General features: G+C 46.5%; 17 protein-coding genes. 13 read left to right on the top strand and 4 right to left on the bottom strand.

What is annotated here, in order from left to right; all coding sequences use genetic code 11:
• Positions 1-10 precede the first annotated feature (10 nt).
• Complete coding sequence (locus RH061_RS22515; RefSeq protein ID WP_311072995.1) at positions 11-346, top strand: hypothetical protein; 336 nt, start codon at positions 11-13, stop codon at positions 344-346.
• A 28-nt stretch (positions 347-374) separates the two neighbouring features.
• Here the strand turns inward: RH061_RS22515 and bshB2 are convergent, their stop codons facing one another.
• Together bshB2 and RH061_RS22505 are read right to left on the bottom strand one after the other, a co-directional pair.
• Positions 375-1,043, bottom strand: a complete 669-nt coding sequence (bshB2, locus tag RH061_RS22510) for a bacillithiol biosynthesis deacetylase BshB2 (RefSeq protein WP_311072994.1) — start codon at positions 1,041-1,043, stop codon at positions 375-377.
• A 34-nt stretch (positions 1,044-1,077) separates the two neighbouring features.
• Positions 1,078-1,425: a YojF family protein gene (locus tag RH061_RS22505; protein WP_311072993.1), complete on the bottom strand. Its 348-nt coding sequence runs from the start codon at positions 1,423-1,425 to the stop codon at positions 1,078-1,080.
• Positions 1,426-1,709: 284 nt separating this feature from the next.
• On the opposite strand from RH061_RS22505, the gene RH061_RS22500 reads away from it, so the two are divergent.
• Positions 1,710-2,066, top strand: coding sequence for a DUF2512 family protein (locus RH061_RS22500; RefSeq protein WP_311072992.1), 357 nt, complete (start codon positions 1,710-1,712; stop codon positions 2,064-2,066).
• Positions 2,067-2,264: 198 nt separating this feature from the next.
• Here the strand turns inward: RH061_RS22500 and pdxK are convergent, their stop codons facing one another.
• Entirely contained in the window at positions 2,265-3,089 is an 825-nt protein-coding gene (gene pdxK, locus RH061_RS22495) for a pyridoxine/pyridoxal/pyridoxamine kinase (protein WP_311072990.1), read from the bottom strand.
• A 552-nt stretch (positions 3,090-3,641) separates the two neighbouring features.
• Here pdxK and fdhD point away from each other — a divergent pair.
• The 11 genes from fdhD (at position 3,642) to RH061_RS22440 (ending at position 16,018) form a co-directional block, all read left to right on the top strand.
• A complete protein-coding gene (gene fdhD / locus RH061_RS22490) occupies positions 3,642-4,436 on the top strand; it encodes a formate dehydrogenase accessory sulfurtransferase FdhD (RefSeq protein ID WP_311072988.1) in 795 nt (264 codons plus the stop codon).
• Positions 4,437-4,500: 64 nt separating this feature from the next.
• Positions 4,501-7,476: a formate dehydrogenase-N subunit alpha gene (gene fdnG, locus RH061_RS22485; protein WP_311076510.1), complete on the top strand. Its 2,976-nt coding sequence runs from the start codon at positions 4,501-4,503 to the stop codon at positions 7,474-7,476.
• A complete protein-coding gene (locus RH061_RS22480; RefSeq protein WP_311072987.1) occupies positions 7,476-8,303 on the top strand; it encodes a 4Fe-4S dicluster domain-containing protein in 828 nt (275 codons plus the stop codon). Before fdnG ends, RH061_RS22480 begins: the two co-directional genes overlap by 1 nt.
• On the top strand, positions 8,296-9,003 hold the full coding sequence (locus tag RH061_RS22475) for a formate dehydrogenase subunit gamma (RefSeq protein ID WP_311072986.1): 708 nt from the start codon (positions 8,296-8,298) through the stop codon (positions 9,001-9,003). Before RH061_RS22480 ends, RH061_RS22475 begins: the two co-directional genes overlap by 8 nt.
• Before the next feature lie 85 nt (positions 9,004-9,088).
• Complete coding sequence (locus tag RH061_RS22470; RefSeq protein ID WP_311072985.1) at positions 9,089-9,898, top strand: formate dehydrogenase accessory protein FdhE; 810 nt, start codon at positions 9,089-9,091, stop codon at positions 9,896-9,898.
• Positions 9,899-9,914: 16 nt separating this feature from the next.
• Positions 9,915-10,514, top strand: a complete 600-nt coding sequence (gene mobA, locus RH061_RS22465; RefSeq protein ID WP_311072984.1) for a molybdenum cofactor guanylyltransferase — start codon at positions 9,915-9,917, stop codon at positions 10,512-10,514.
• Between the two features lie 31 nt (positions 10,515-10,545).
• Entirely contained in the window at positions 10,546-11,778 is a 1,233-nt protein-coding gene (locus RH061_RS22460; RefSeq protein ID WP_311072983.1) for a molybdopterin molybdotransferase MoeA, read from the top strand.
• A gap of 13 nt (positions 11,779-11,791) precedes the next feature.
• Positions 11,792-13,711, top strand: coding sequence for a molybdopterin biosynthesis protein (locus RH061_RS22455; protein ID WP_311072981.1), 1,920 nt, complete (start codon positions 11,792-11,794; stop codon positions 13,709-13,711).
• A 349-nt stretch (positions 13,712-14,060) separates the two neighbouring features.
• Complete coding sequence (locus RH061_RS22450; protein WP_311072980.1) at positions 14,061-14,525, top strand: molybdenum cofactor biosynthesis protein MoaE; 465 nt, start codon at positions 14,061-14,063, stop codon at positions 14,523-14,525.
• Positions 14,518-14,751, top strand: a complete 234-nt coding sequence (moaD, locus tag RH061_RS22445; protein WP_311072979.1) for a molybdopterin converting factor subunit 1 — start codon at positions 14,518-14,520, stop codon at positions 14,749-14,751. Before RH061_RS22450 ends, moaD begins: the two co-directional genes overlap by 8 nt.
• Positions 14,752-14,998: 247 nt before the next feature.
• Positions 14,999-16,018, top strand: a complete 1,020-nt coding sequence (locus RH061_RS22440; RefSeq protein WP_311072976.1) for a thiazole biosynthesis adenylyltransferase ThiF — start codon at positions 14,999-15,001, stop codon at positions 16,016-16,018.
• 95 nt (positions 16,019-16,113) lie between these two features.
• Here the strand turns inward: RH061_RS22440 and RH061_RS22435 are convergent, their stop codons facing one another.
• On the bottom strand, positions 16,114-16,440 hold the full coding sequence (locus tag RH061_RS22435) for a YflT domain-containing protein (RefSeq protein WP_311072974.1): 327 nt from the start codon (positions 16,438-16,440) through the stop codon (positions 16,114-16,116).
• Between the last annotated feature and the right edge of the window lie 132 nt (positions 16,441-16,572).

Below are 16,572 nucleotides of genomic sequence, written 5' to 3'. Positions count from 1 at the left end.
AAGTGATCTCTTGTTTTTAAAAAAGAAGCGTTTGGTGCTGATTCTTTTTCCAGTCTTGTTAATAGCAGGCTTGTATTTCTATGACGCGAATTTGGATGTTTATCTGAATAAATCAGATGGAGTCCTTGTTTATAAAGATAAAGAGTTCCACCGAGGCTACGAAACATATCAGAAGTATTATAATAATGGCGAGAAAACCTTTGAAATCGACCGCTTGATAGGCAAGACCGATAACAGCAAATTCCTTGGATTCAAGGAGTCGGTGTGGAAGATCAAAGGTGAGCCGGAGGATAAGGTCGTGTTCGTGAAAGGCTTGATGATTGAGGGAGTCTATGAACGAAAATGAAAAATCCACCTTATCAGGGTGGATTTTATCATGAAAACTTATAGGTCCAGAAGCGTTCATTATTAAGCCAAGCCATCGTTTTTGGGTCTTTCTCTTTGAGCTTGTCAGCCATTTCTTCCAGCATCAGCTCCGTTTGGGAACGGTGGGCTCGGATTGCATCCAGCTTGATGTCGACGACAGCACTTATATCATGGACGATATCTGGTTCCCCAAGCTCTTCGACACAATTGCGTGAGAATGCGACGCAATGCAGCTTCGGTCTGTCTGCTTCAGGAATCTTTTCAACTGCACTCACCACTGCCGCACCTGTTGCCTCGTGGTCCGGGTGGACAGAGTAGCCAGGATAGAAGGTGATGACAAGTGAAGGATTCAATTCTGTAATCAATGAAGACATGAGGTTGGCCAGCATATTTTCATCCTCGAACTCAACCGTCTTGTCACGGAACCCGAGCATGCGCAAATCATTGATGCCCATCGCGCGTGCTGCATCCTTCAATTCTTTTTTCCGTATAGCAGGAAGGGTTTCCCTGTTCGCAAATGGCGGATTCCCCATATTCCGTCCCATCTGTCCTAGTGTCAGACAGGCATATGTGACAGGCGTACCCATGTTGATATGGGAAGCAATCGTTCCGGAAACACCGAATGCCTCATCATCAGGATGAGGGAAGACGACAAGTACATGCCTTTCTTTTTCCATCGTAAAATCTCTCCTTTCAGCCAGTCCTTACATCTTATTCGAATGGTGTTTCGCTTATTTCAAGGGCGACGGCAAGCTTTCCGTTAAAATCATGGCCAGCAAGCAGCAGCCTTCCTTTATCATCAATTTCGAAGTGGGTGATTCCTTCAGCATATACCCAGCCAAAAGGGATCTTCAATCCTGTCCGAAAAGGACCTTCCCCAGTGATCTTCGCGCGTTCATATATTACCTTCGCATTGCGGATGTACGCACCTGAGGAGAAGAATGACTCGTTGTTATGGGATGCGTAAGCTCCATTGGTTGTTTCTAAATGAATATAGACTTCTTTATCTTTAAAACGATCCAGGGCTTCCTGGACTTCGGATATAATCACCGGATCCATCTATTTTCCTCCTTCCCGGGCTTTGAAGTTTTTCAGTTTATAATAGCCGGATGAATGGCCTTCTATGTTAAAAATCAATAATATCTATATTACTAAAAAATCCTTCTAAAAGCGAAATGTACGCTTAAAAGATTATTTAGCAAACCCTTGGATTATTTAACAAAAGGGATAATTACCTATTTTTATTTGTAAATATACAATAACAGTGAGCATGTAAGCAGGTTTTACATAAAGTGTTTAATCAGGAAGGTTAATGGAAATAGTGAGGAAAAAGGAGGGAGCCTATGAATCACGCAAAGGCACTTTTGATAAAAGGCATCATGACATTTGCTGTTCTTCTTCTATTATTGGGGAGTTTTGCCAGTCTAGGGGATATTCTCGTCATCACTCTAGTACTTGGGGCGATCTCATATCTCGCCGGTGACTTGTTCATTCTCCCGAAAACAAGCAATCTTACGGCTTCTCTATCTGACCTGGCCCTGTCATTTTTCGTGATATGGGGTCTTGGGTTGATGTTATTTGAGCAAACCAACGGCATCGTTTTCGCAGCTCTTTTTGCGTCAGTATTGATCGCCTCTGGTGAATGGTTATTCCATAGTTATATGGCAGATCGCATTCTTCGTATTAATCGGAAGATATAATGTCTATCGGACAAATTCATGATGATGAATTTCCGGAAAAATGTCCGTTCGAAGGGCTCTAATGGACAAAAATATAAGGAACACGCAAAGAAGTGTCCATTAAAATGATTCTATCGGACAAATCATTCAGTAACAGAAAAAGAGGCTGTCGAAAGCTCAAGTGATGAGCTTTAAAGACAGCCTCTTTTTGCTTTATATTTATTCTCCGCGATTGCCGCCTGCGTACTTGTTGTAAGCGAGGTGTGCGGTTGGTCCTACATATTCATTCAGTCTGAAGCCGTGCTTGATTGCTTCGGTGATGAATCCTTTCGCGACTTCCAATGCTTCAGGTACTGTTTTGCCTTTTGCCAGCTGTGCAGTGATCGCGGAAGCGAATGTGCAGCCTGCGCCGTGAGTGAAGCTTGTTTCGACTTTTTCAGATTCGAAAAGGGTGAAGTCTTTTCCATCATAAAGCAGGTCAACTGCTTTTTCGTGGTTCAGCTTGTTTCCGCCCTTGATCATAACGTTCTTCGCGCCTAGATCATGGATTTTTGCCGCCGCTTCTTTCATGTCGTCGATCGTACGGATTGGACCGGTTTGGGCAAGCTGCCATGCTTCGAACAAGTTCGGAGTGACAACTGTTGCTCTTGGAAGGAGCAATTCTCTCATGGCATCTGTGTTTTCAGGCATGAGGACCTCGTCTTCCCCCTTACATACCATTACAGGATCGATGACCACCCTGTCCAATTTATGTTCATCAATTTTGCGTGCAGCAAGCTCGATGATCTCAACCGTTCCAAGCATTCCTGTCTTCATAGCATCTATTCCAACGGAAAGGATCGTTTCAAGCTGCTTTTCGACCAGTTCAACTGGCTGTGGGAAAACTTCATGGTGCCAGTGGTTTTTAGGGTCCATCGTCACAACCGTTGTAAGAGCGGTCATCCCATAAACGCCCAGTTCCTGAAAGGTCTTAAGGTCAGCCTGGATGCCAGCGCCGCCGCTTGTATCAGAACCTGCGATTGTTAACACCTTTTTCAAACTCATCTAAAATACCTCCAATTTAAGAATGGCGGATGCGCTTGTCAGGACAAGGCATTTCACCTTCATCACTTTCTTATGATTATACCAATTCTATAGATTTAGACAAAGGATTGATTTTGACAGCTGGCTATATGGTTAAAATTAACTTTTGACGATTTTGTGGCATTAGGGCATTGACGTGATGAAAGTTACTGAGGGAAAAAATAAATTGATTTACAGTTGACTATGTGAAAATTGACCCACTAAAGATTTTTCGTAAATGAAAAATCTCAATATGAAAGTTTGTTAAAAAATAGACAATTTTCATCTATATTATTGTAACAATTGCAACGGTTACAACCATCTAATTTCCAGTACATTAAAGGTATAGGGGTATTATTACTTTTAGCATAGTGGAATGTTTTTTTAATATAAGGTTCTTATTTTCAAATGAGAGCCGAATAATAGCTTGCAAGATTCATAACAGTCTTTCAAACCATCGCACCGGTGATGGGGAAAGAAGTCGATAGTTGCAGCAGAGCCCGGAGATGAAGTACCAGATAAGGGGTGAAGAACATGATCAAGAAAGGCTGTCCTGAAGAATATCCAATCAGCCTGAAGCTGAATGGATATGAAATTGCAGTATTCCAGCTGACAAATCAGGATTTGGAAGACTGGGTGTATGGCTACCTTTTTTCAGAAGGCTTGATTGATGGTCCTGAAGATGTTGTCAGTGTCCAATTCACTGAAAAGACCGGCACATTGAATGTCGCATTATGCAATTCTTTTGATCCTGAGCAGATGTTTTCGAAAAAGAAGCATTATACAGCCGGCTGCGGCCGGGGAGTGACCTTCTTTTCAATGACGGATGTCAAGAAGTTCAATAAAGTGAATTCCGATGAAACCTATTCGCTGACATATTTATTGAAAAAACGTGCGGAATTTGCGCAAAATTCGCCGCTGTACCTAGAAACAGGCGGCATGCACGGTGCCTGTATCATCCTTGAGGATGGCAGCATCGAGGTCAGGGAAGATATCGGCAGGCATAATGCCGTCGATAAGATTATTGGCCATGCAATTCGAAAGCGTTTGCAGCCTGACCGGCTTGTCCTTTTGACGACCGGCAGGGTTTCATATGAGATGCTCTCAAAAGCTGCAAAATTTGGTTTTGCCGTCATTGGCTCACGCACTGCGGCTACCAAGCAGGCCATCCAGCTAGCCCGCTTCCTCAACATCGAAGTCGTGGGCTATTTGCGGGGGAAAATGGCGACTGTTTATACATCCGCCAGGAGGATTAATGATGATCTGAATCCTCCGGCTGCCTCTGAGGATTTACTTGAAAGGGGGGAAGCCCAGCAAGTACTGAATTGACACCACCTGTGGGACTAGGGATGTTCTAAGCAACTATTGGGAAGGAGAGAGAGAAATGGTTGAAATCAACCTGAATCGCCGGCAGTTCTTGAAGCTGTCAGGTGCCACTGCGGCTACCCTGGCGGTTGTCGAGTTGGGCTTTAACGAAAAAGAGGTCCACGCGAAATCAAAAGAACTCAAGATTGCCAAAGCTACTGTTACACCAACCATTTGTGCATTCTGCGGCGTAGGATGCGGCATTTTGGTACACACAAAGGACAATACTGTGGTCTATACGGAAGGGGATCCGGATAGCCCAGTCAACGAAGGCACACTTTGCAGTAAAGGTACAACAATCAGACAAGTCTACACATCTGAAAAGCGCTTAACAAAGCCATTATACCGTGCTCCAGGCAGCAAGAAATGGGAAGAAAAAAGCTGGGACTGGATGTATGAAACAATTGCAAAACGCACAAAGGAAACACGCGACAAAACATTCATTGAAAAAGAAAATGGCATGTTTGTCAATAAAACCGAAGCCATTGCGAGCTTAGGCGGAGCAGCTCTTGATAATGAAGAGACCTATCTGCTTGCGAAAATGATGAGAGGGCTTGGCGTCGTCTATCTCGAACACCAGGCACGAATATGACACAGTTCTACGGTTGCCGGTCTGGCACCTACAGTAGGGCGTGGAGCAATGACAAACCATTGGAGCGATCTGCAAAATACTGATTGTGCATTGATCATGGGCGGAAATCCTGCCGAGAATCACCCGATCTCCTTCAGATGGTTGACAAAAGCGAAAGAAAAAGGCGGGAAAATCATCTCTGTCGACCCTCGTTTCACGAGGACATCGTCAAAGGCCGATGTCTACGCTTCCCTTCGTTCAGGAACCGATATTGCGTTCATGGGCGGAATGATCAACTATGCGATCGAGAAAAACATGATCCACAAAGAGTATGTTGCTGAATATACAAATGCATCCTTCATTGTAAAAGAAGATTATGATTTTAATGACGGTTTGTTCAGCGGGTACGATAAAGCAACCCGCAAGTATGACAAAACGAAATGGGCTTTTGAATTGGATGAAGAAGGCAATCCGAAAAAGGATAAAACTCTTACCCATCCGCGGTCCGTTTTCCAATTGCTGAAAAAGCATTACTCACGTTATGATGTCGATTCTGTCATCGCAGTAACCGGAACACCGAAGGAAAATTACCTGAAGGTTTGTGAAGAGTTCTGTTCAACTGGCAAACCAGGAAAATCAGGAACGATTATGTATGCAATGGGTACGACCCAACATACAGTTGGTACACAAAACGTCCGAGCTTTCGGTATCATCCAGCTTCTGCTTGGGAATATGGGTCTTCCAGGCGGCGGAATCAACGCGATGCGCGGTGAGTCCAACGTACAGGGATCCACTGACTTTGGCCTTCTTTATCACCTGCTTACAGGATATGTTGGAACACCAACTGCCATTCCTGAGCATGCGACATTGGAAGGCTACAATAAAAAGGAAACACCTGCGGGCGGATACTGGAGCAACAAGCCAAAATTCCTCGTCAGTTTGCTGAAGGCCTGGTATGGCCCGAATGCGACGAAAGAGAATGAATTTGGCTATCAGTTCCTTCCGAAAGGAAACAAGAACTACTCGCATATCAATTTGTTCAACGCTATGTATAAGGGCGAACTCGAAGGTGCGTTCTTATTCGGAACAAACCCAGTAGTCGGAGGACCGAATGCTGGCAAGGAGAAAGAAGCACTGTCCAATCTTAAATGGATGGTCGCGGTTGACCTTTGGGAAACGGAAACATCCGCTTTCTGGCAAGAAGAAGCGGGCAGCGACCCATCGAAGATTGATACAGAGGTATTCCTTCTTCCAGCAGCAGGATCTTACGAGAAAGAGGGCAGCGTGTCCAATTCTTCCCGCTGGATGCAATACCGCTGGAAGGCTATTGATCCTAAAGGAGAATCGCTGGCTGATCTGGAAATCATCCATATGCTGGTCAAGACCATCAAGGCCCTTTATAAAAACGAAGGTTCAGCAGCTGCTAAGCAAATCAATGCACTGGATTGGAATTATGGCGAAGGCCACCATCCGGATATCGACCTGGTTGCCAGGGAAATTAACGGGTATGACCTTAAGACTGGCCAGCTGTTGAAAACATTTGGCGATCTGAAGGATGATGGAACAACTAGCTGTGGTAACTGGATTTATTCCGGTTTTTATCCTGAAGAAGGCAAGAACCGCTCCAAGAACCGTGATAACAACGATACTGGCGGCGGAAACTTCCTGAACTGGGCATATGCATGGCCGGCAAACCGCCGTATTCTTTACAACCGTGCTTCTGCTGATCCAAGCGGAAAGCCATGGAGCAAGGATAAGGCTGTCATTTGGTGGGATGGAAGCCAGAAGAAATGGGTGGGTAATGACATTCCTGACTTCAAGCCGACTGTGGCGCCAACAGATGCAGGCGGAACAAGTCCTTTCATCATGATCAACGGCGGAGTTGGCGGAATTTTCGCTCCAACATTGAATGACGGACCGTTCCCTGAACACTATGAGCCATATGAAAGCCCGGTAAAGAATGCCTTCTCAAGCCAGGAAATAAACCCTGCCATTGCCATCATCGAAGGCGATTTCAACCTGAAGGGTGACAGCAAGAAGTATCCAATCGTCGGTACTACTTACAGGGTATCTGAGCACTGGCAGTCCGGTTCGATGACGCGTAACCAGGAATGGCTGTCCGAACTGGCAGGTCATATGTATATCGAGATGAGTGAAGAACTCGCAAAGGAAAAAGGCATCAAGAACAAAGATAAGATCATTGTCAGCTCGGCCCGTGGTGATGTCACAGCCTATGCAATGGTTACCAAGCGCTTCAAGCCTCACATGATGAACGGCAAGAAGGTGCACCAGGTCGGCATGCCTTGGCACTTTGGCTATAAAGGAATCGCAACAGGGGATACAGCAAACCGCTTGACACCTCATATCGGGGATGCGAATACAACCATTCCTGAATATAAGGCATTCCTCTGTGATATAAGGAGGGCTGACTAATGGCGGAATATATTAAATACGTCGATGTGACCAAGTGTGACGGCTGCCGTGCATGTATGGTCGCCTGCAAAAACTGGAACGACCTTCCGGCTGAACCAGAAGAGTTCCAGGGCAGCGTACAGTCTCATGCAAAGGTAACTGCAAACACATGGAACGTCCTGTCTTTCATTGAACACGAAGATTCAAAAGGCAATCTGGATTACCTTTTCCGCCATTCTTCATGCTTCCATTGCTCAGAAGCTGCTTGCGTCAAGGTTTGCCCGGAAGAAGCCATGCACTACACCGATTTCGGAACTGTCGATGTGAACAGTGATAAATGCGTAGGCTGCGGCTACTGCGTGCAGAACTGCCCATTCGATGTTGTCCAGCTGGCGACATATAAAGACAAGAACGGCAAGGAATACAAGAAGGCACAGAAATGCACAATGTGCGTCGATCGTCTTGAAGAAGGCATGCAGCCTGCTTGTGTGACTACTTGCCATACAGACGCAATGGAATTCGGCACAAAAGAAGAAATGCTCAAGAAGGCTGAAAAGCGCCTGAGCGAAATCAAGGATAAGTATCCAAACGCGATGATTTACAATCCAGAAGGAGTAGGCGGTACGCATACCGTTTATGTACTTGCTGAAAAACCTTCTGTCTATGGCCTGCCTGAAAAGCCAAAGGTTCCAACTTCAGCAGTTGTCTGGAAGGACTATGCACAGCCAATCGGCAAGATGATGCTTGGAGCGACAAGCATGGCGCTTGTAGGTGCTTTCGTGTCCAACAAGTTATTCAATAAAGAAGGCAAAGGCCATGAAGAGGATGGAGGTGGCAGCCATGAGTAATACGCAGTATTCAGGTGTGAAGGTAAAGCGCTTCTCGAAAGGTTTTGTAATCGCACATGCTGTGAACGCACTTTCATTCTTTGCTCTCTATATCACGGCACTGCCAATGTATACAGAGTGGTTTGACTGGCTTTATCCAGTACTGGGCGGTCCAGAAGGAGCACGCCTGCTCCACAGGATTTTCGCCATTGCCTTCATCACACCGACTTTCATATGGCTGATCATGGATCCTAAGGGCTTCCTGCGCTGGGGTAAAGAGCTTATAACATGGAAAAAGAGAGATTTGCAGTTTTTCACTGAGTTCGTCAAGGAACTATTTGGCTTCAAGTTCAAGCACGTTAAACAGACATTCTTTAACGCTGGTGAAAAAATCAACTCAATCATCCAGATCCTGACTGCCATCCTGATCATCGGTTCAGGCTTCCCAATGTGGTTCCCGGATTTATTCCCGAAAGCAGTCGTCCAATGGGCGTATGTAGCCCATAATGTCGGCTTCGGTCTGGCAATTGCAGTAGTAGTCGGCCATATCTATCTGAGTGTCATCCACAAAAACTCAAGACCAGGATACACTGGAGTCATTACAGGTGAGGTTCCTGCAGAGTGGGCGAAGGATCACTATACAGAATGGTATGAAGAAGAAGTCAAGAAGGGCAATTTCCCTGACCTTGATAAAAACAAGAACAAGAAAAAAGGCGCGTAAAACATCAATAGAGGGAATGGCTGCTCAGACAGGGCTCCATTCCCTTCAAAATTTAGAATAATAGAGCGAAAGAGGGGCTGCAACAATGAAAAAGTCCGTTGTTTCAAAAGAGTACCAGAAATTGCAGAAGGATATCATTCAATTGCAGGAGCAATGGAAGACTTCACTGGATCCTGACTGTGTCCGGCCAAACCTTGATAAAGCAGCAATGGAGGCAGGAGTGCCGGTCACTGCGTTAGCGGCTATTGACTTTGATATTTCCCTATTCTTACAGTGGATAGAGGATATAGGAGGACTTTTATCGAAGTATCAACCAGAGATAGAAACTTCAATGAAATCTATAAAAAGCTTATTGGATGAAGAGACAGCTAAAAGATGGATCGATGAAGCATTTGCTTTTAATTATATTTACTTCGCAAGTTTCGCTGAGGAACATGAACTGGATGGCTGGATTCCTCAATTCGTGGCAGAAACAGTGCTTCGTCCTTACCTGCAGCTGACTGCTGCCAAGGTTCAGGGTGAAATCCAGAGTGGTGTTCACGGTGCCGGCTGCCCAGTTTGCGGAGAACCTGTACGCCTCGCACAGCTTGAAGGCGAGGGAAAGAAGGTACTGCATTGCCCACGTTGTTCGGCTCACTGGAATGACCGCCGCGTCGCTTGTTCGCATTGCGGGAATAACGATCATGAAACAGTGAAAATCCTGACAATCGAAGGCGAGTCAGCTGCACAAATCCAGATTTGTGAAGAATGCAAAGGATATACTAAGATAATCGACACAAGGCAATATATCGTGAAGCCAACACCAGCAATGCTCGACCTGAACACCATCCATCTGGACTTTGTTGCCCAGGAGCATGGATACAAATCTGCTGGCGAAACAAAACAGACAAACTAAAAGAAGGTGCTGTGGGATGAAAGCCGGAGCGATTATTTTATCAGGCGGCAAATCTAGCAGGATGGGAAGTAATAAAGCTCTCCTGAAATTTCACGAAAAAACGAATATTGAGAGAATTAAGGATGAGTTACAGCACGTATTTGATGATATAATTCTAGTAACGAATGATCCTGAAACCTATCAATTTTTAAATATTAAAACAGTTCCAGACCAATATCCGGGTTCCGGACCGCTTGCAGGTATCCATGCAGGACTTGAGGCATCAGATTATGAGGAAAATTTCATCGTAGCCTGCGATATGCCATTTGTATCTGCTGAGCTTGCCTCAAGCCTTGTAAAAGCGCTTAAACACCATGATGCGGTCGTGCCGGTAAGTCATGGCAGACAGCATCCGCTCTTTGCAGCCTATCAAAAACGGGTCGCACGAGAGGCCAAGACTTGCATTGAAGACGGGAATCTGAGAATCAGGCAGATGCTTGAAAATCTGAATGTCCGCTTCCTCGATGAGACAGACCTCCAACTTTATTTCGAGGGCAGCCTTGAGCGTGTCTTTTTCAATATGAATCATCCAGAAGAGTATGATCATGCTAGGAAATGGGCGGAGTCCGGAGAATAGTTTTCAGGTGCTAGAAAGGAAGTAAGTCAGCATGCAATTTTTCAAAGTGAAAAGTGTTGAGGAGACCTTTGCTTTAATTGAGGAAAAAATCGGCAAGATTACGGAAACCGAAATCCGTCCGCTTGATGAGGCGCTTCATTACATCCTGGCAGAGGATGTTACTGCAGGAGAACATGTCCCTGGTTTTGACCGCTCGACCGTCGATGGCTATGCCGTCATCGCCCGTGACACTTACGGTTCATCTGAATCGATGCCAGGCTTCTTGAACGTGGCCGGCGAAGTCCATATGGGAGAGGAAGCGAAAAAGCCTGTAGGCAGGGGCGAGGCCATCTACGTACCGACAGGCGGAATGCTTCCTCCAGGCAGTGACAGCGTACTGATGATCGAGCACTGCGAGGAAATCGGCGGACTATTGAATACGTATAAGCAAATCGCCCCAGGTGAGAATGTCATCAGGAAGGGCGAGGACATCAAGGCAGGAGAAGTCCTCTTATCTGAAGGGACAAGAATGCGGCCGCAGGAGCTTGGAGCACTGGCGGCACTTGGTATTTCAGAGGTGAAAGTCTACCGAAAGCTGAAGGCTGCGTACCTTTCTTCAGGGGACGAAATCGTTCCTTTTGAAACAAAAACACTTGAAACTGGCCAAATCCGCGATATCAATTACTTGACCGTTAAGGGCCTGGTCAATGAATGGGGTATCGATCTCATATATGGCGGGATTACACGCGATGATTATGATGAGTTCGCCCGAAAAGCGCGCGAAATGTATGAACAGGCTGACTGCCTTATTTTATCCGGAGGAAGCTCTGTTGGAACCAAGGATTATACAACAGAGGTCATCCAGTCCCTTGGAGATCCGGGCGTTTTTGTCCATGGAATATCCATCAAGCCTGGGAAGCCAACAATTCTGGCTGTCGCCGACGGAAAACCAGTCATCGGACTGCCGGGCCATCCAGCATCCGCAATGATCATTTTTAAGCTTTTTGGCGAAAGGGTTTTCAGGAGGCTTAAGGGTGAAAAAATCGAGCATAAGCCTGAACGGATTTTTGCGCGGATTGTGAAAAATATTGCCTCTTCACCAGGAAGATCTGATTACATCAGGGTAAGATTGGAGGAGAAGGATGGCGAATGGTGGGCCGAGCCGATCATCGGCAAGTCAGGCCTGATTACGACATTGGTAAAGAGCGATGGAATCGTCGAAATTGTTTCCGAGAAAGAAGGAATTTCTCAAGGCGAATACGTTCCAGTCATTTTGACGAGATAGGGGGAGCCACATCATGGATAAAATACGCTATAACCGAAAAATTTATCTTGAAGACAAGCCGCGCGCACAAGCCAGGAATGAAGTGCTGGCCGCGTTCGACCTGCCTCAGGAAAAAGAGTGGATCCCGGCTGCCGCTGCTCTTGGACGAATTACTGCAGAACCTGTTTTCGCCAATGTCTCGATGCCTTTTTACCATGCATCCGCAATGGACGGCATAGCCGTGAATGCTGAGGATACTTACGAAGCGCATGAACAGCGCCCTCTGCATTTGAAAAAGGGCGGACAATTTGCATATGTTGATACCGGGAATGCGATACCGCCACAATATAATGCCGTAATCATGGTGGAGAACATCCAGGTCATCGATGATGAGACGATTGAAATCATCGAGCCGGCAACGCCATGGCAGCATATCCGCCCGATCGGCGAGGATATCGTCCAGGAGGAAATGCTCTTCACACAGGGACATCGACTGCGTCCTGCGGACCTCGGGGCACTCCTTGCGGCCCAGGTTACCGAGGTAGCTGTCGTCAAAAAGCCGCTGGTGACCATCATTCCGACCGGAAATGAGCTTGTCAGCGCAGATGCATCGCTGTCATCAGGCAGGATCATTGAATTCAATGGAACGGTTTTCAGCAACTATGTAGAAGATTGGGGCGGCAATCCCTACCTGCATCCAATCGTGAAGGATGAGCCGGAAAAAATCAGGGAAGCGCTCCTGAATGCGGTGGAGACTTCGGATATCGTCGTCATCAATGCAGGTTCATCCGCTGGTTCAAAGGATTATACAGTCCATATTCTTGAGGAACTTGGCACTGTTTTTACCCATGGTGTCGCAACACGGCCGGGTAAGCCTGTCATCCTCGGGAAAATTAAAGATAAGGTAGTAGTCGGTGTACCAGGCTACCCAGTTTCTGCCTACATGGCGCTAGAGTGGTTTGTAAGGCCGCTCGTTTGCAAATATTTAGGTATACCAGAACCTGAAAGGCCAAAGTTACAGGTAAAGCTTGGCCGCAGGATCGTCTCCACAATGGGGGCGGAGGACTTTGTCCGAATGAATATCGGCTATGTGGATGGACAATTTGTCGCCAATCCGCTGACACGCGCGGCGGGCGTCACGATGTCGCTAGTACGTGCGGACGGCTTGCTCGTCGTACCGCCGGAAGAACTGGGGTACGAACAAGGAGATTTTGTCGAGGTCGAGCTATACAGGCCTGTCGAAGAGATCAAGAATGCGATCGTCTTCAGCGGCAGCCATGACCTGACGATTGACCTGCTGTCCTCCCAGCTCAAAAAGCAGCGTACCGACATGAAAATTGTTTCTTCCCATGTTGGCAGCATGGCCGGTTTAATGGCAATCAGAAAAGGGGAAGCCCATGTAGCGGGCATTCATTTGCTAGACCCGGAGACAAAGGAATATAATGTTACCTACGTAAAGAAATTCCTTGCCGGACAAGACGCAGTCCTTTACCCATTTTTAAAAAGAACCCAGGGCTGGCTGCTTCCAAAAGGAAACCCGCTGGGAATACAGAACGTCAGCGACATTGCAGGTAAGGGCATAGATTATGCCAACAGGCAAAAGGGCGCCGGCACTCGCATATTGTTTGATTTATTATTAAAAGAAGCCGGCTTGTCTGCAGACGATGTGAACGGCTATGACCGCGAGATGTTCTCACACCTGAGCGTCGCCGCAGAGGTGAAGGGAAATGACAACGCAGCCGGACTCGGCATTTTCCCAGCCGCGCGGGCGATGGGCCTAGACTTCATTCCGGTCTCTGATGAAAACTACGATTTACTGATGACAAAGGCATTTTTCGAAAGCGAAAAGGGTATCTGGTTAAGGAACGTAATCCAATCTGAATCCTTCAAAGCCGATGTCGCCAAGATCGGCGGCTACGCAGTCGTTGAGAATCCAGAGCCGGTTTATTTTTAAATATTTGAGCTCGGCTCTAACGGACAAATCGAAGGCAGAATCCTAGAAAAGTGTCCGATAGAAGGGCACTATTGGACAAGTCGGAGGGAGAATTCGAGAAGAGTGTCCATAAAAATTAGGCCCTGTTAAAGCCAAATGTTGTTTTAGAACCCTGTTGATTGTAGTGGAAGGCGCGTAGACTCCTGCGGGATGAGAAAGTCATGGGGAGACCCCGCAGGCGCATAAAGCGCAGAGGAGGCTCCCCGACTTCCCGCGGAAAGCGAAGCGCCTGGAACGAAAATCAACAGCCTAGTTTAACAGGGCTGAAAATTAAAATCCTGACCCACCAAAGTTTATTGAGGTGATTTTGATGAATTATGAAATAGCGAAAGATCCAATTGACATTCAATCTGTCATTGATAAAGTGGTCCAGCGTGAAGCAGGGGCTATCACGACTTTCATTGGCACTGTCCGTGAATTGACAAAGGGCAAAAAAACCCTTTACCTTATATATGAAGCATACGAGCCGATGGCGGTGAAGAAGCTTGAGCAAATCGGCACTGAGATCCAGGAGCGCTGGAATGGTGCCCAGGTGGCGATTACGCACCGCGTCGGTAAGCTCGACATCACGGATATCGCCGTGGTGATTGCAGTATCAACGCCACACCGAAACGATGCCTATGAAGCGAATCGCTATGCAATCGAGCGCATCAAGGAAATCGTCCCTATCTGGAAAAAAGAGCATTGGGAAGACGGGGAAGAATGGATTGGCAACCAACTAGAAACTGTCCCATATCCGACAGGGAAACCGGAGGAGAAGGATCTCAATGAATAAAATATTATTCTTTGCCCACTTAAGAGACGAAGCAGGTCATGAATCAGTGGAAATCGAAGCAGCTGGCAAAACGGTTGCTCAGCTGAAAGAATTGGTAGCTGAAAAGTACGGCATCCAGAAGCTCGATACTTCAATGACAGCCATTAATGAAGAATTTTCATCCAATGATGAAGTGATTAAAGAAGGAGATACAATCGCCTTCATTCCGCCTGTATCTGGCGGTTGATCAGTCATAGCATATTACAGCGCCTCGTTCCGTTGACTTAATGGTCGATGGAATCAGGGCGTTTGCGCTTTTCTTATTTTATAAGTGAAGTTTTAAACTCTGAATAGTGTCTAGCTCCAGCGCCTAGCCCCTCGAGGAGCTTCGGTCCTGTCAATGAAGTCAAAGAACGACTTCACTGCCAGGCCCTCCAGCGCTTGTCGGGTCTGACCAAGGCGCTTGCGCTTTTCTCACAAGGAGGGTTACACCTATGTCAGAAAGATATTCACGCCAGACGCTGTTTCCTCCAATTGGCAAGGCCGGGCAGGAGAAAATCCGCAGCAAGCATGTTCTGATGATTGGTGCCGGCGCGCTTGGCTCAGGCAATGCTGAACTTTTGGTCAGGGCAGGTGTCGGCCGACTGACGATTGTGGACCGTGATTATGTAGAAGCGAGCAATTTGCAACGACAGCAGTTATATACAGAGGAAGATGTTGCCGAGAAGCTTCCAAAGGCTGCGGCTGCGGAAAAAAGGCTGAGAGCCATCAACTCTGACGTCAAAATCAATGCTTATATCGCCGATGCAACTCCTGAAAAATTGGCCGAGCTTGTACATGGAGTGGACCTCATCATCGATGCTACCGATAATTTTGAAACACGGATGGCGATTAACGATATTTCGCAAAAATACCAGATTCCATGGATCTATGGTGCCTGCGTTGGCAGCTTTGGCATGAGCTTTTCGATCATTCCAGGTAAAACGCCATGTCTTAACTGTCTGCTCAAAACCGTTCCGCTTCAGGGAATGACTTGTGATACAGGAGGCATTATCGGACCGGCCGTGCAAATGGTCATTGCCCATCAGGGAGCGGAAGCGCTGAAAATCCTCGTTGAAGAATGGGATGCAGTGCGAACTTCATTTGTCAGCTTTGACTTATGGAGGAACCAATACACAAGCATGAAAATGTCCAAAGCGAAGGATCCGGGATGCCTGAGTTGTGGCGAACATCCTGAGTATCCTTATTTGAACGTCGAGAATATGACTAAGACGACGGTGCTGTGCGGACGGGATACCGTTCAAATCAGGCCGCCGAAACAGCAGCAACTCAACCTGCAGCAAACGGCTGAAAAAATGAGGGATTTAGGTTATGAGGTCAAAGGGAATCCGTATTTAGTGTCCGTCGACATGGTTGACAACAGAATGGTTATTTTCCAGGATGGCCGCGCCCTGATTCATGGTACAAAGGATTTGGCCCAGGCAAGAAGCATCTACCAAAGATTTTTCGGATGATTCTTTCTCCACGCGCAACCCCCCTGCCAAATCGGCAGGGGGTTTCTATATAAACGACCTCTATGGGTCGGTTATGATATTGCGTTCATGGCTGCTTATTTTTCGTCAGAAGCAACTAGCACGAGACGGCCTTTATCCAGTTCCATTTCATACTGCTCAGCCTCTTGTTTTGAAAGGCCAAGAGATTCGAACTTATTGCGAAGCTCGTCTCCACGGGACTTGAACATATTTCCGATAGAATCAAAGAAACCTTGCTCCTTGAATCCCATGCCGCCCGTTTCAGTAGCCTTAGTCAAGTGCTCGCTGCGGTCTTCATCGTGTGCAAATATATAAATGTTTTCTTTACCAAATCCGGCAGCTTCAAAAGAGTTGATCTTTTCTGTAGCTTGGACTCCGTTTTCTACTACTTCTACTTTTAACATTGTATCTTCCTCCTTAAAGTTTTTTACCTATACTAGTTCTGGGAAGCTTTTTTAGTCTTCCGCGTCTACACTATATATATAACCGTTGTAGGCTTTACTAAACCTACTGGGAATTGTTCACATAATCATTTC

The sequence above is a fragment of the Mesobacillus jeotgali genome, from assembly GCF_031759225.1.
Taxonomy (GTDB): Bacteria; Bacillota; Bacilli; order Bacillales; family Cytobacillaceae; genus Mesobacillus; species Mesobacillus jeotgali_B.
This window is presented reverse-complemented; position numbering and strand designations above follow the sequence as displayed.

What these genes read in the sequence shown, in the direction of transcription:
- RH061_RS22455 (WP_311072981.1), top strand. Translation starts at nt 11,792, where the DNA reads ATGGATAAAATACGCTATAACCGAAAAATTTATCTTGAAGACAAGCCG.
- RH061_RS22475 (WP_311072986.1), top strand. Translation starts at nt 8,296, where the DNA reads ATGAGTAATACGCAGTATTCAGGTGTGAAGGTAAAGCGCTTCTCGAAA.
- RH061_RS22460 (WP_311072983.1), top strand. Translation starts at nt 10,546, where the DNA reads ATGCAATTTTTCAAAGTGAAAAGTGTTGAGGAGACCTTTGCTTTAATT.
- bshB2 (WP_311072994.1), bottom strand. Translation starts at nt 1,043, where the DNA reads ATGGAAAAAGAAAGGCATGTACTTGTCGTCTTCCCTCATCCTGATGAT.
- pdxK (WP_311072990.1), bottom strand. Translation starts at nt 3,089, where the DNA reads ATGAGTTTGAAAAAGGTGTTAACAATCGCAGGTTCTGATACAAGCGGC.
- RH061_RS22450 (WP_311072980.1), top strand. Translation starts at nt 14,061, where the DNA reads ATGAATTATGAAATAGCGAAAGATCCAATTGACATTCAATCTGTCATT.
- moaD (WP_311072979.1), top strand. Translation starts at nt 14,518, where the DNA reads ATGAATAAAATATTATTCTTTGCCCACTTAAGAGACGAAGCAGGTCAT.
- fdhD (WP_311072988.1), top strand. Translation starts at nt 3,642, where the DNA reads ATGATCAAGAAAGGCTGTCCTGAAGAATATCCAATCAGCCTGAAGCTG.
- RH061_RS22480 (WP_311072987.1), top strand. Translation starts at nt 7,476, where the DNA reads ATGGCGGAATATATTAAATACGTCGATGTGACCAAGTGTGACGGCTGC.
- mobA (WP_311072984.1), top strand. Translation starts at nt 9,915, where the DNA reads ATGAAAGCCGGAGCGATTATTTTATCAGGCGGCAAATCTAGCAGGATG.
- RH061_RS22440 (WP_311072976.1), top strand. Translation starts at nt 14,999, where the DNA reads ATGTCAGAAAGATATTCACGCCAGACGCTGTTTCCTCCAATTGGCAAG.
- RH061_RS22505 (WP_311072993.1), bottom strand. Translation starts at nt 1,425, where the DNA reads ATGGATCCGGTGATTATATCCGAAGTCCAGGAAGCCCTGGATCGTTTT.
- RH061_RS22435 (WP_311072974.1), bottom strand. Translation starts at nt 16,440, where the DNA reads ATGTTAAAAGTAGAAGTAGTAGAAAACGGAGTCCAAGCTACAGAAAAG.
- RH061_RS22470 (WP_311072985.1), top strand. Translation starts at nt 9,089, where the DNA reads ATGAAAAAGTCCGTTGTTTCAAAAGAGTACCAGAAATTGCAGAAGGAT.
- RH061_RS22500 (WP_311072992.1), top strand. Translation starts at nt 1,710, where the DNA reads ATGAATCACGCAAAGGCACTTTTGATAAAAGGCATCATGACATTTGCT.